This is a genomic window from Pontibacter sp. H249 (assembly GCF_037892465.1).
Lineage (GTDB): Bacteria > Bacteroidota > Bacteroidia > Cytophagales > Hymenobacteraceae > Pontibacter.
In genome coordinates this window covers 153,469-167,259 of sequence record NZ_JBBKTR010000001.1, presented here as the reverse complement: position 1 = coordinate 167,259, position 13,791 = coordinate 153,469, and the positions used below count along the sequence as shown (strand labels likewise).

8 protein-coding genes are annotated in these 13,791 nt (G+C 42.7%); 5 read left to right on the top strand and 3 right to left on the bottom strand.

Features of this window, described 5'->3' with window-relative positions; all coding sequences use genetic code 11:
* Nucleotides 1–134: 134 nt before the first annotated feature.
* Genes WG943_RS21210 through WG943_RS00715 form a run of 3 tightly spaced genes read right to left on the bottom strand, consistent with a single transcriptional unit; the run spans nucleotide 135 to nucleotide 1,451 of the window.
* Nucleotides 135–620, bottom strand: a complete 486-nt coding sequence (locus WG943_RS21210) for an XrtX-associated membrane protein (RefSeq protein WP_445323615.1) — start codon at nucleotides 618–620, stop codon at nucleotides 135–137.
* Complete coding sequence (gene xrtX, locus WG943_RS00720) at nucleotides 583–1,113, bottom strand: exosortase X (RefSeq protein WP_340406147.1); 531 nt, start codon at nucleotides 1,111–1,113, stop codon at nucleotides 583–585. The genes WG943_RS21210 and xrtX overlap by 38 nt, the downstream gene beginning before the upstream one ends.
* Before the next feature lie 44 nt (nucleotides 1,114–1,157).
* Nucleotides 1,158–1,451: a PID-CTERM protein-sorting domain-containing protein gene (locus WG943_RS00715; protein WP_340406146.1), complete on the bottom strand. Its 294-nt coding sequence runs from the start codon at nucleotides 1,449–1,451 to the stop codon at nucleotides 1,158–1,160.
* A 907-nt stretch (nucleotides 1,452–2,358) separates the two neighbouring features.
* Between WG943_RS00715 and WG943_RS00710 the strand changes: the two genes are divergently transcribed.
* The 5 genes from WG943_RS00710 to WG943_RS00690 all read left to right on the top strand — a co-directional run bounded on the left by WG943_RS00710 (nucleotide 2,359) and on the right by WG943_RS00690 (nucleotide 13,761).
* Nucleotides 2,359–3,315 (top strand): hypothetical protein, encoded by a 957-nt coding sequence (locus WG943_RS00710; RefSeq protein WP_340406144.1) that lies wholly within the window; start codon nucleotides 2,359–2,361, stop codon nucleotides 3,313–3,315.
* 14 nt (nucleotides 3,316–3,329) lie between these two features.
* Nucleotides 3,330–7,304 (top strand): malectin domain-containing carbohydrate-binding protein, encoded by a 3,975-nt coding sequence (locus tag WG943_RS00705; RefSeq protein WP_340406142.1) that lies wholly within the window; start codon nucleotides 3,330–3,332, stop codon nucleotides 7,302–7,304.
* Nucleotides 7,305–7,934: 630 nt separating this feature from the next.
* Nucleotides 7,935–9,737 carry an ABC transporter ATP-binding protein gene (locus tag WG943_RS00700; protein WP_340406141.1) on the top strand — a complete coding sequence of 601 codons (1,803 nt, stop codon included), beginning with the start codon at nucleotides 7,935–7,937 and terminating at the stop codon, nucleotides 9,735–9,737.
* A gap of 62 nt (nucleotides 9,738–9,799) precedes the next feature.
* Nucleotides 9,800–10,708, top strand: coding sequence for a hypothetical protein (locus tag WG943_RS00695; protein WP_340406140.1), 909 nt, complete (start codon nucleotides 9,800–9,802; stop codon nucleotides 10,706–10,708).
* Nucleotides 10,709–10,770: 62 nt separating this feature from the next.
* Nucleotides 10,771–13,761, top strand: coding sequence for a LamG-like jellyroll fold domain-containing protein (locus WG943_RS00690; protein WP_340406138.1), 2,991 nt, complete (start codon nucleotides 10,771–10,773; stop codon nucleotides 13,759–13,761).
* Nucleotides 13,762–13,791: the final 30 nt, after the last annotated feature.

Below are 13,791 nucleotides of genomic sequence, written 5' to 3'. Positions count from 1 at the left end.
GAGTATTAACAATTTTCCAGTGAAACCATAAGTTTATAGGAATACTCATTGGCAATTATCTAGTACTAAAAGTAGAAATAGCTTCAGGAGGGAGGGATGTTGGAAAGGTGTATTTAAAAGAAAAGCTAAAGTCTTTATTCTGGTTGCTTGTGTTTTGTAAGGTATAATGCAGGAATAAGTAGCACAATTGGCATTGGAGAAGCAATCATTGTATCAATCCTGAATGCAGCTACCCGTAGTGCCTCTACATGTATAACTTCTGCTAGTGTATAAAGAAAAAATGTACAGGCTAGTACTAAAACATAAAGGAAAACAGAGATTTTAGCTACTTGGCTATTCCAAAAAAGTGAATGGATAATAATAAGGCAAATACCTGCGTACACTAGCCGATAAATTAGGTTTACAATTTGATTACTATGCGTAACAAGTATAGTATATGAATTAGAGTTCGTCTCTTGATGGTTGAATAAGTTATAAAAATCTGCTAAAACTAAGGCAGTTTTGTATTTAAAGTATACATCATTTATGCCTAGCCACAGTAAAGTAGCTATGGAGATCACAAAAGCACTCCATCTAATAACTTTAAGAAGCTTGAACCGGAACAGCCTGAGTGTTAACATGTTTTCCTAAATTTGAATATTTCTTAACCCAAAGCATCCACAGGCCAAAGATGGCTGCGTAAACAATAATTGTGAAAGTATACTTGTGGTTAAAGTCTAGTGTATGATTAGAGTAATGTGCATTTACTGCTAAAGCAGCTACTCTTATTACATTCAGGAGGTTAATTACGAATAGCCCTGCCGGAATAAACAGAAGCTTTTTTAAGGGAGGTCCTGGAAAGGCTATAATAAAACCAACGAAAAGGGCCATCAGGACCATACCATTGCAGGCATGATACACGTAAACCGTATCTTTTCCATCAATTTGTATCATAATATTTCTGGCTTCGGCATTGTAACCAATCAGATTTAGAAAGCCAACGCTCAGGTATACAACTTTTGATGTTAACCAATCGTCAAAACCGCTAAGCCATAAATCGTAAAGGATAAACCATCCAAAGCAAAGACCTAATGCCAAAATTAAGAATCGTAGCACTTTGTTATATTCTTTCATGTTAACAGATACTATAGTATGAATGGTTTATCCTTCTTGATTAGCTACACATCCAGGTTCTCGCTCTTGCTGCTGTTACGATAGTCTCTTACCTTTTTAAGACCGTATGCAGCTCCTGCAGCCAAAAGTAAACTGGCACCGCCGTCAATTGGGACGCCGCCAGGTTTGTTGTGGCCATACCCATTGCCATTTCCTGGGCCTTGGCCAGGACCGTCGTCGTATCCGTGCCCATTGCCATTACCATTGTCATGTCCGTTTCTTTGTGCAGAAGCATCAAGAGAACTTGTCAGTAGAAGTGCCCCTACAATGAACATTGAGTTAATCAGTAGTTTTTTCATTTTAGTCAAAATTTAAAATATGTTGATTAAGTGCTATTCTTATGGCAGGGGTATCTAAGTAACATTTACAACAGCACAAATCGCAGTAAGCGACTTCTGCAGCTGTCATAAACAAATTTTAAATCAAAATTATTATTGATATTATTCAATTATTATGGCTGTAACGGCTATTTATAGTATTAGTTACGTCATATATTCAAAAATTATAAAATATTTTTAATTTAAATTTAATATAATATAATTATTTGTGGGTGGGCTAATGCAAGTAGTGAGCATTATTATGTATTATGGTAAGGCTTATTTAGAAGTTAACAAATACTTAGTCATCTTAATATTTAGGCTAAAATTAAATACCTACTATAGTAGGTTTAATACCAATAGAATGTCTCTGGTGCAAAGAGATTTTACATTTAAATCATTCCTCTTGTTATCTAAATCCATCAATATTATTCAAAAAGCTTCTCTTTTTATTAAGCAGGTGGTAGTGCGCAACTAAGTACTAGATTTATTTATAGCTGGGGTCTTAAATTGAAATATAATTGTAAGCCGATTAATACTTAAGCATTGATTTTTTTAGAAACATAAAGTTTTACAATACATATATTGTAAATATAAGTATATTTTATATAAACAAAAGTATAAAACATGAGTATAACCCTATAAACAGGCATAGTTTTATAACTACATATTCCTTTATATAAAATTCAGTAGTCAAATTTTGACAAGGATAGCTTTTTAAGCTTTAACCTTCATTGCACTTCATTTTAATATTCATTGTTTTATGCAAAAAAACTCAACTACTCCTGCTCTTTATTGTAGGCTGTGCATGTTATGTGCTTTCTTGCTTACGATGCTTATTATTAATGATACCAAGGCGCAAGAACCTGGCAGGGTTAAGAAAAAAACAGTGCTACCATCTCAGGATTTAGCTGTGGATATGTTGGCTAATGCCCAGTATAACTTTACAACAAGCGGCCTTAAAAATATATCACTTGAAAACCCTACTTCCCTGCAATTTGGTCCTGATAGTCGTTTGTATGTATCACAGCAAAACGGGATTATCAAAGCCTTTACCATAAAACGCAATGGCCCGAACGATTATACTGTAACTGATACGGAAACGATAGATCTCATCAATCAAATTCCTAACTACAACGATGATGGAACACTTAAATCTAGCGTAAATACACGGCAGGTAACCGGGATACTTGTTACGGGTACTTCTGCCCAGCCTATACTTTATGTTAGTTCAAGTGATAGCCGCATTGGCGGCGGCTCAGGAAGTGGAGACAAAAACCTGGACACCAACTCTGGTATCATATCACGGTTAACCCGAAATGGCAGCAGTTGGACAAAAGTTGATCTGGTAAGGGGGCTACCACGTTCCGAAGAAAACCATTCAGTTAACGGTATGCAGTTTGATGAACGGACAAATATGCTTTTTGTGGCTGTTGGAGGTTTTACAAATGCCGGAGCGCCTTCCAATAATTTCGCATTTATTACCGAGTATGCATTAGCTGCAGCAATTCTCTCTATTGACCTTAATGTTATTGATGCCATGCCCACAAAAGGCAGCGGCAATACAGCTTATAAGTATGACCTGCCAACCTTAGATGATCCCACACGCGCAAATAACCCTGATGGTACTGACGTAAATGACCCATTTGGCGGCAACGATGGTTTAAACCAAGCAATTATAGTGCAGGGTGGCCCTGTGCAGGTATACTCACCAGGATATCGGAATGCCTACGACCTCGTAATTACCAAAACTCCTGGTAAAGAAGGAAGAATGTACACAATAGATAATGGAGCGAACAGTGGGGGGGAGGACATCCTGATAATGAAGGAGCCGATGGAAATGTAACAAATAACTATGTTGTGGATGAGCCTGGTTCAACTGGTCCAGGGCCAAATGATCCGAAGGTGAACAACCTGGATAACTTGCATTATATAGGCAATATCAATAGCTATATTTCTGGGAGCCACTACGGTGGTCATCCAACACCTGTGAGAGCTAACCCAGCTGGTGCCGGCCTTTATACTCACAATGGCACAACAGGTGTGTGGCGTACAAGTAAAACTGGGGCAAACCCGCTGCCGGCCAACTGGCCTCCTATGCCTTTAAGTATGGCTAACCCGATAGAGGGAGACTTTCAGAACCCCGGTGAAACGGATTTGGCTATACTTACTTTTCCAAACTCAACTAACGGTTTAACCGAGTATACTGCCTCTAATTTTAACGGAGCTTTACAAGGAGCTTTACTAGCCGCTGATTATGGTGGCAAGATATTAAAGATCTCCTTAACAGAAGATGGCAGCGATGTTACCAACTCTAAAAAATCCGGCACAATGCAAAACAACGATTTGCCTTTTGCCTCAGGATTTGGTTCTCAGCCTCTGGATGTTACCGCGCAAGGCGATAATGACATTTTTCCGGGCTCAGTTTGGGCTGCTACCTATGGCTCTAATGTAATTACAATCTTCGAGCCTGCCGATTTTGTAGCTTGTTCAGGTATCTACAGCACTACATTAGACGATGATAACGATGGTTACTCAAATGCAGATGAGATAGATAATGGCACAAATCCATGCTCAGCATCCAGCTTACCCACTGACTTTAACCAGAATTTCCTGTCGGATATAAACAACCCAGACGATGATAGTGATAGTATCAATGATAATGTTGATTTATTTGGACTTGATGCTCAGAACGGCTTAAGCACTAACTTGCCTGTTAATTACGAGTTGTTTAACAACTATCCGGGAACAGGTTTCTTTGGGTTGGGTTTTACAGGTTTGATGACCAATAAGCAGCCGGATAATGATTACCTAAACCTTTTTGATGAAAGTAATCTGATAGCAGGTGGCGCAGTAGGTGCTTTTTCTGTTGTGGCAGTTTCTGGCGGCGATGCCTTAGGCGCACTAAACTCACAGGAAAACGCTTTCCAGTACGGGATAAATGTAAATGCCAGTACCGGGCCATTTACAGTAGAAGCAAGTATGTTAGGGCCGTTCTTTAACGGAAATCTGCCTCAAAACGATCAGTCGCAGGGGATATACATTGGTACAGGTGATCAGGATAATTACCTTAAAATTGTGATGAACGCACACAACGGGAGTGTGGGAATAGAGGTGGTTTACGAAGAGGCCGGGCAGCCAGCCGCATATCAACATACTTTAGAAGGAGGATTGCCTTCTTCTTTTATAGAGTTTTATCTTTCCATAGATCCTGCAACTGGCACTGTACAACCGAAATACTCCCGAGACGGTGGAGCTATTACAGCGATAGGTTCTCCAATTCAGGTTGGCGGAGCACTTCTTAATGCCATACAAAGTACACCGGCACTGGCTGTAGGTATTATTGCAACATCCAGAAACGCCTCTCACTTTACGGCAACCTGGGACAAGATAAACATTACAACAGATCCTGTTGTATCCACGGGTGCGTGGCAGATAATTGAACCCGCTGCTGGTGCTCCAACTGCCAGGCACGAAAACGGTTTTGTAGAAGCAGGCGATAAGTTCTATTTACTAGGTGGCAGAGGCATTAAACCAGTGCAGGCATACGACCCAATAGCCAAAATATGGACTGATAAAGCTGTCACTCCTATAGAGTTGCATCACTTCCAGGCTGTTACAATGAATGGGTTGATCTATATTATAGGAGCCTTCCCGGGTAGCTATCCAAATGAGGTGCCTGTATCAAAAGTATATATCTATAACCCCGTTACAGACAAGTGGTTTAATGGGCCATCCATCCCTGAGGATAGACATAGAGGTTCGGCGGGTGTCGTCGTGTATAAAGATAAAATTTACCTGGTTAGCGGTATAACCCATGGGCATAGTTCAGGTCATGTTACTTGGTTTGATGAGTATGATCCAGTAACCAATACTTGGACGAAACTGCCGGATGCTCCAAGAGCAAGAGATCATTTTAATGCTGTCATCATCAACGGTAAATTATATGTGGCTGGGGGTAGAAGGTCGTCTCATGCAACAGGCGAGACCTACAGTCTTACAGTGCTAGAAGTGGATGTGTTTGATTTTGAGACAAATGCCTGGATGACACTGCCATCAACAAGTAATTTGCCTACTCAGCGTGCAGGTACTGCTACTGTGGTTCTTGGGGATGAGCTAGTTGTAATAGGAGGTGAAAGTATGTCGCAAACTATAGCACATAAGCACACCGAAGCACTAAACGTCAAGACCAATACATGGCGCCAGATAGCTGACCTGCAGGTAGGGCGACACGCTACCCAAGCTATAGTAAACAACAAAGGTATTTATATTGCAGCTGGCAACGGAAGCAGAGGAGGGGGTGTGGAGCTCAGCTCACAGGAAGCGTTTTACTTATTTGGGCCAACAACTCCTGTTAGTATAGCATTAAATGAAAGCCGACTTACGGCACCTGCTGATATCAATTTTAGAACAGTTGCAGCGGGAACTACTAAGTCAAATACCATCACAGTTACCAACGAAGGCGGAAGTCAGGCTATAGTTGTTCATGCTATCTCAGTTAGTGGTGCGAGCACCTTTTCTTATACTTCATCTTATACTTTGCCCGTGGTGATACCGGCAGGAGGAAACTTTAGCATTACCCTTAACTACAGCCCTATTGCTATTAAGTCTGAAAGCGGTCAGTTATTAATCAGCCATTCCGGACAAACCGGAAACACTGCTGTTACCCTAAGTGGTGGTCCAAATACAATAACAGCATCGCCAACAAGTTTGCACTTCTTTTCTCAACAGGCGGGTACTACCTCTGATCCACAACAGGTTTCGATAACTAACAATTCTGCTGTAACTGTCGAGATCACATCAGTCGCTTTAATTGGCGTAAACAGCAGTGAGTTCGGGCATGATTTTACCGGTTCTGTTAATCTTGAAGCTGGTGCATCAGCAAGTATAGGAATTACATTTACGCCTGCACTTCTAGGAACAAAAGCTGCGCAACTAAAAGTAATATATGCTGGCACCGAAGAATTAGTAATAGGTTTAACCGGAGAGGGCATTGATAATAAAGGCGGCGCTACGGCACTCTACCGCATCAACTCGGGTGGCAAGGAGTACCTGGCCTCGGGCGGCTTGTTCTCTGCCGACGCCCACTTTGCGCCCGCGCCGGGCTACGTGTACTCCAAGAAGAAGGAGGACATCACGGGCACCGGGGACGACGAGCTCTACCGCTTCGAGCGCTCGTCCACCTCGGACAACGGCAGCTTCTCCTACGCCCTGCCGGTGGCGGGTGGCCGCTACCGGGTGGTGCTGCACTTTGCCGAGCTCTACTGGACCGAGGCCGGGCGGCGGGTCTTCGACGTCAGGGCCGAGGGGGCGCTGGTGCTCGACGACTACGACGTGTTCGCAAGGGCCGGGGGGCGCTACGCGGCCGTGGCCGAGAGCTTTGAGGTGGAGGTGGGCGACGGCGCGCTCGACCTGCTCTTCAGCGCCCTGGCCGGCAAGGGGGGCGCCAACAGGCCCAAGGTCTCCGCCATAGAAGTATACTCTCAAAGTCAAGGTACAATATCATCAGTTCCGGATGTAATGTCCGATCCTGAGCCAAGCCTGCCTGAGGAGCTGGCAGCTGAGGAGACCACACTAATGGTTTATCCAAATCCATTTGATAAGGTGCTAAACATATACATCGAGTCTGAGGAAGTGCAGGAATACGATGTTACAGTATATGATGTGATGGGACATGAGCTGTACAGAGGAATCCATTGCACTGAAACGGCAGAAGCAGGAGTGCTAGCTATAGACCTGGCGAATCAGAATGTACAAAGTGGTAAACTGTATCTTGTATCGGTGGTAAGTAGAACGACAGATTTCAGAAAAGTAGTTAAAGTGCTGAGAGATTAAATACACGCTCGTAGCTGACGTCATAATCTGAATATTAAATTAAACAGCAGCGCCCCTTAAAGTAGGTACTTTAAGGGGCGCTGCTGTTTGTTAAGGTAAGGCCAAAAGTTTAAAGTATCTAGATATTTGCGGTGTAGAAACCTGATGGATAGATATAAGGATATGTATTATTTCTTACATCTAAAAAATATTTCACTTTATGTATATTTATTTTACTTCTTACGTATAGTCATTTGTTAATACCCCGTGCCAGGAGCAAAGGCAGAACCAATAAAGTATACCGTTACTTCCTTATTGTGAGGTAGAAGTGAGATAGCTGATTGAAGTAACTGTACGCCCAGCAATTTTAATAAAGCTTTACCCAGAACTATTTCTACATACTAGAAGATGTTGCGTTGGTAGGTGGATTAAGGCATTAGCTAAGATTACATTTATACTTTGCTATAAAGCCTATTTAGCACAGAATTATTACAGTAAAACGTCATAACAATTTCTTAGGCATACATCACATTCAAGTTTTTAAGTTGATCAAAAACATTATATAAGCTATGTGATGAAGAAGTAAAATCAAAAGTATAAGTGTGTATTGCTTATATAATCGAAACATGATTATTTTATACTTATAGGTTTATGCTATTAAATTTAATCAAGGAATTTGTAAAAAGTAACTTTACAAGCTTTACGTACTTTTATAAGCGGCTGAAGTATAGAATATTTATACGCATGGGCTTGAGCATCTGCGTAGGTGTGTTAGATGGGCTTGGGCTAGCTATGTTCTTACCCCTGCTGCAAATGATAGATGATTCCTCTACTGTAGATCCGGATGGATTAGGTAAACTGGGCTTTCTGGTACAAGGTATGGAGAGTATAGGCCTAAGCCTGAACATTGTTTCAGTACTCATGGTGATGTCGCTGTTTTTTATTCTGAAGGGCATAGCACATTATATAAATGGTATGTATAATGTTACCCTAAGGCAGTCATTTATTAAAGCTATTAGAATAAACCTTTCGAATGGCTTAAGCAGAATGGCTTACAAGTCGTTTGTGACCTCAGATGCAGGCAGAATTCAAAATACCATGACCGGTGAGGTTATGCGCATATCCAAAGCCTACCTCAGCTATTTTGGGGCCTTTCAGCAGATAATTATGGTGGTGGTGTATATGCTGTTTGCGTTTTTTGTGGATGCAAAGTTCGCCTTGCTAATTTGTATCGGCGGAGGTTTAACAAACTTTATCTACAAGCGCCTATACAAAGCCACCAAAATATCATCTAAAAATCTTACCCGAAACACCAACCACTACCAGGGCCTGATACTGCAGTTTGTCTCAAACTTTAAATACCTGAAGGCAACCAGGGCAATCAATACTTATAACCTGAAGCTTAAGGACAGCATTAAAGATATTGAAGAGAACAACCGAAAGATTGGGCAGCTAAACTCTCTTGTCAGCGCTATTCGGGAGCCTATTTTAATTTTAATTGTAAGTGCTGTTATCCTGGCACAAGTTAAACTGCTAGGCGGCAGCCTGGGCGTTATACTTATCAGTCTCTTGTTTTTTTACCGTGCGCTTGCAGCATTAATTCAACTCCAGACTTTCTACAATGATTTTCTGGCAGTATCCGGATCAATGGACAACATGACTGATTTTGAGAATGAACTGGAAAACTCAAGAGAAAAGGTCGGAAAAGAAAGGCTGGATAAGTTTAGAGATTCGATAGAACTTATAGACGCTAGTTTTGAGTACTCCGGCCAGCAGATTCTGCAGAATGTAAACCTGAAAGTACGCAAAAATGAAACAGTAGCCTTTGTAGGTGAAAGCGGAAGCGGGAAAACAACTTTAATCAACATCCTGTCAGGGTTAATGCCACTTAATGCCGGAAAGATGCTGGTTGATAACATAAATATTACAAAGCTAAACATAGAAAGCTACAGCAGGAGAATCGGATACATTACCCAGGAGCCGGTTGTATTTAATGATACCATTTTTAACAACATAAGCTTTTGGGCTGAGCCAAGCCCTGAAAACATTGAACGATACAAATGGGCAGTGAGGCAGGCTTCACTGGCATCGTTTATCGAGGAGCTACCCGACAAGGATGAAACCATACTTGGCAACAACGGAATTAACCTGAGCGGTGGCCAGAAGCAACGCATTTCCATTGCAAGAGAACTTTACAAAGATGTTGATATACTGGTGCTGGATGAGGCCACTTCTGCTCTTGATTCTGAAACTGAGGAGGCGATTCAAAGAGGAATAGAGGAGTTGAAAGGAAAGTATACCATCCTTATCGTAGCGCACCGCCTGTCTACTGTTAAAAATGCAGATCGTATTCTGGTTATGAACAGCGGTGAAGTAGTGGCAGAGGGAGCCTTTGATGAGCTTGTGCTCAGGTCATCGAAGTTTCAAAAAATGGTGGAGTTGCAAGAAGTATAACGTCTGCAGCTATACTACATCCAGTGAAGTGCTAATGTGTATTTAAGAGTAATTTTTGAAGTATGAATACGCTGACAAATCTTATAAGAAGTGCCCATTCCTCTTTAACGCTAAAACCATGTGCCTCATATTTTGCCCGACAATTTGGATATGAACTTGTGGGAGAAGGTGCACTTTGGAAGCGCTCAAACTATAAGTTGTTTCATCGTAAACTGCCTCACTTCATACACAACAGGTCAGAAGATCCTTATACAATTCCCTTCAAAATTTCGCTGCGTACTGTTACCTCCAGGCTTGGTTTTTCTTATGCAAATGATGGTTGGCATCCTTTTGTGCAAACCCTGAAAGAGTATGAACAAAACCCTGAATTGCGGTACGAAGATTCTACACTGGCAAAATTATATGAACGGTATTGCCCACGCAACGTGCATGAAGTGTTACTGGATCACATTTCTGTACCTCTTAAACCTTTTTGCGACTGGCCCCCTAAGAACCATTTAATCCGGTGGGTGTGGGCACTAAACCACACCAGTGTGCGCAAAAGCTTAAAGTTCTTTAATAATAACGGTGATGAGGATGGCTGGATTTTCTTTGGTCCACACACTCCTGAATATGGCCAGAGAGAGTTTAACCGCCTGATTGGAGTCTATGAATCTATCAAGAAAAATGGCTACCGCACCGGGCTTGCAGGTGTCGATCCGGTAAACGGTTACTTTCTAAAGTATAGAGATAAAACCCGGTTTGTTTTACTACAAGGCAATCATCGGATTTCAGCATTAAAAGCACTAGGATATACAGAAGTTGAAGTACTGGTTAGGAGGGGACACCCTGCCGTAGTTGACCGGGAACATTTGTTAAGATGGACAGAAGGAGGGGGAGGCATTTACTCAGACGAAGTTGTAACACATTTATTTGACGCACTCTTCCAGGAAACTGGAGTCCAAAAGGCCAAACGCTATAACCTGGCCTAACCCAACAAACAAGCTTACCCTTTTTTCCGCCGCATCTATTACACTACGAAAACAATAAAGCTATGAAAAAACTTACGTTACTCATTATTATGTATTTATCGGTCGTAAACGTCTTTGCACAGGCAGGCTTTACTTCCATAACAAAATTAAACGCTGTGGCTGTATCAACCGATACCGGAGAAAAACCGCAAGCCAAAGTATGGGCATACGCCGGAAAGCATTGGGCTATTTTACCTAACTCATCCGGCACATACCTCTGGCGACTAGACGGCAACACCTGGACCAGTATTTTGAGACTATCAACGAAAACTTCCTCCAAAGCAGATTGCAAGGTGGTTGGAAATACTGTGCATATCGTGCTGTTCCAGGGGCCTTCTTCAGAGTTGGTGTCTGTGGAATATTCCACTTCCTCGGGCATGTATGAGTTATGGTCTAGGAGAACTTCTACAGTAGGGTTAAGTCTTAAATCTGGTACAGAGGCTGCCACCATTGATATTGATGGAAGCGGCCGCATGTGGCTAGCTTACGACGGTACCAGTGACATAAATGTAAGATGGAGTGATTCTCCTTATACTACCTGGAGCTCTCCTATTGTACTGGCTAGCAATGTGAAGGATGATGATATCTGTGCTATAACGGCCATGCCTGGTAAAATAGGTGTGCTTTGGTCAAACCAGAACTCTAAAAGATTTGGGTTTAAGGTTCATACCGATGGTGCTGCTCCTTCTTCCTGGTCATCAGACGAGGTGCCAGCTTCTCAGTCTGCACTTAATGTAGGAAAGGGGATGGCAGATGATCACATAAACCTCGCTGTCGGATCCGACGGGACACTGTATGCAGCAGTAAAGACCAGCTATGACAATGATAGATACCCGGAGATTGGCTTACTAGTTCGTCGGCCAATGGGTTCTTGGGACAAACTTCACCTGGTTTCTTATGAAGGCACCAGGCCGATTGTGTTGCTTAACGAGGCATCAAATAAGGTAAGAGTGATTTATACAAGCAACAACGGCGGCGGAGACATTGAATACAACGAATCATCTGTGCCTAACATCTCCTTTAGCTCAAGTATGCGCTTGATAAGTGGGAGTTACGATAATGCAACAAGTATAAAAGATAACTTTACTTCTGAGGTTGTGATATTAGCGTCCTCTAGTTCTCAGGCTGTTGGTGTGCTGGCAAGAGATGGTGCGCCTGCACCAGTTCCTGTATTAAGTGCCCCCTTGCTAAGCTCACCAGCTAACCAGTCTTCAGAAATATCAACAACACCTATTCTGATGTGGGCTGCTACTCAAGGAGCTACCAATTATCAAGTTCAGGTATCTACCTCTTCAAACTTTACAAGTACAGTATATAATCAAAGCGGCATCACCTCAACATCTGCTTCTGTATCCGGACTTGTTGCTGGTACTACCTATTACTGGAGAGTTCGAGCCATAAACGGATCAGCACAAAGTGATTGGTCTAATGTCTGGAGTTTCACTACGGCGGCACCGGTAATGGCTACTGCGCCTGAGTTAGCATCACCGGCAAATCAGGCTACAGGTGTTTCTGCTTCTCCTACGTTAACGTGGTCGGCAGCACAGGGAGCAACAAGTTATCAGGCTCAGGTTTCTACCAATTCTAGCTTCACGTCCACTGTCTATAACCAAAGCAGTATTACAAGCACCTCTGTTGCTGTTACAGGACTAGCAGCGGGCACAACCTATTACTGGAGAGTTAGAGGGATTAACGCTACGAGCCAAAGCAACTGGTCTACCATATGGAGTTTTACTACTACAGCCAGTACGCCACCTGTTGCCAGTGCGCCAGCACTTACCTCACCCTTGAACCAGGCTACAAACGTAAGTACATCTCCAATATTGGCATGGGCTGCCTCGCAGGGAGCTGATAGTTACCAGGCGCAGGTTTCCACGTCCTTGGGCTTCTCCTCAACAGTGTTTGATCAGAGTGGCATCTCTACAACGTATGCTTCAGTAAATGGCTTAAATGAAGGCACTACCTACTACTGGAGAATTAGAGCTACTAATACAGGAGGTACCAGTAGTTGGTCCGCTATCTGGAGCTTTACGACAACTACACCAACGCCTACACCAGAAGGAAACTTGGTAGCTTATTGGCAGATGGACGAAAGCGGTGGAACTACTTTAGTTGATGCCTCAACTTATGAGAATACAGCAACCACCGTAAATAACCCAAGCAGAGTAGCAGGAGTGAAAGGGCAGGCACTTCGGTTTAACGGAACAAGCCAATACGCAACAGTTGACGATAACGCATCTTTGGATATAACAGGAGCCATTACAATCGCTGCCTGGATAAAGCCTGAGCAAACGGCAACGCAATACATTGTGAAAAAAGCTGAGCAAAAGGCGCAGGATGGTTACGAACTCTCCCTGGCAAGCAACGGTAAAGTGTTCTTCAGGATAAATCAGGACTCTTATAGAGACACATACAGGCTCAACTCTAATGCACTGTACCCGAACAACGGCAACACTTGGTTGCATGTGGCTATTACCTACGACGGTACTACGATGAGGATGTACATTAACGGAATACAGAATAGCAGCAAGTCTTTTTCTTCGGCTCCTCCAATAAATTCAAATAACCTGCCACTAACCTTGGGTGCTGGTTTTGATGGATACAGAGGTTTAAAAGGAGCAATGGATGAAGTGCAGATCTATAACAGAGCCCTAAGTGGAGATGAGATTAATCAAATGGCATCAGGCGCAGCGTTAGCCAGTACAAGTATAGCCTCGGAAGTACTAGCAGTACCTCAGGCAGAGGAAGCAGAGCTTGAGTTGTTGGCTTATCCTAACCCGTTTAACAGTGTCGCAACTATAAGCTTTAGTCTTTTAGAAGAGGGCAATTACTTAGTGGTTGTGTATGACAGCAAGGGAGCAGTGGTAAAAGAGCTTACTCAGGGTAGAGCAGGTGCAGGCGAAGAAGTAAACGTAGAGCTAAACGGCCAGGAACTGGCAAAAGGGCTATACTTGGTACGACTACAGTACGGAGCCGGAAAGTCTAAAACCGTAAGGCTGCTGCTGCAGAAGTAGTTTTAATTGACATGAAGGCAGGGTGAAACC

Bases quoted from the DNA above. Each gene is read 5' to 3' on its own strand.
- WG943_RS00695 (WP_340406140.1), top strand. From the start codon at position 9,800: ATGAATACGCTGACAAATCTTATAAGAAGTGCCCATTCCTCTTTAACG.
- WG943_RS00715 (WP_340406146.1), bottom strand. From the start codon at position 1,451: ATGAAAAAACTACTGATTAACTCAATGTTCATTGTAGGGGCACTTCTA.
- WG943_RS00700 (WP_340406141.1), top strand. From the start codon at position 7,935: ATGCTATTAAATTTAATCAAGGAATTTGTAAAAAGTAACTTTACAAGC.
- WG943_RS00690 (WP_340406138.1), top strand. From the start codon at position 10,771: ATGAAAAAACTTACGTTACTCATTATTATGTATTTATCGGTCGTAAAC.
- xrtX (WP_340406147.1), bottom strand. From the start codon at position 1,113: ATGAAAGAATATAACAAAGTGCTACGATTCTTAATTTTGGCATTAGGT.
- WG943_RS21210 (WP_445323615.1), bottom strand. From the start codon at position 620: ATGTTAACACTCAGGCTGTTCCGGTTCAAGCTTCTTAAAGTTATTAGA.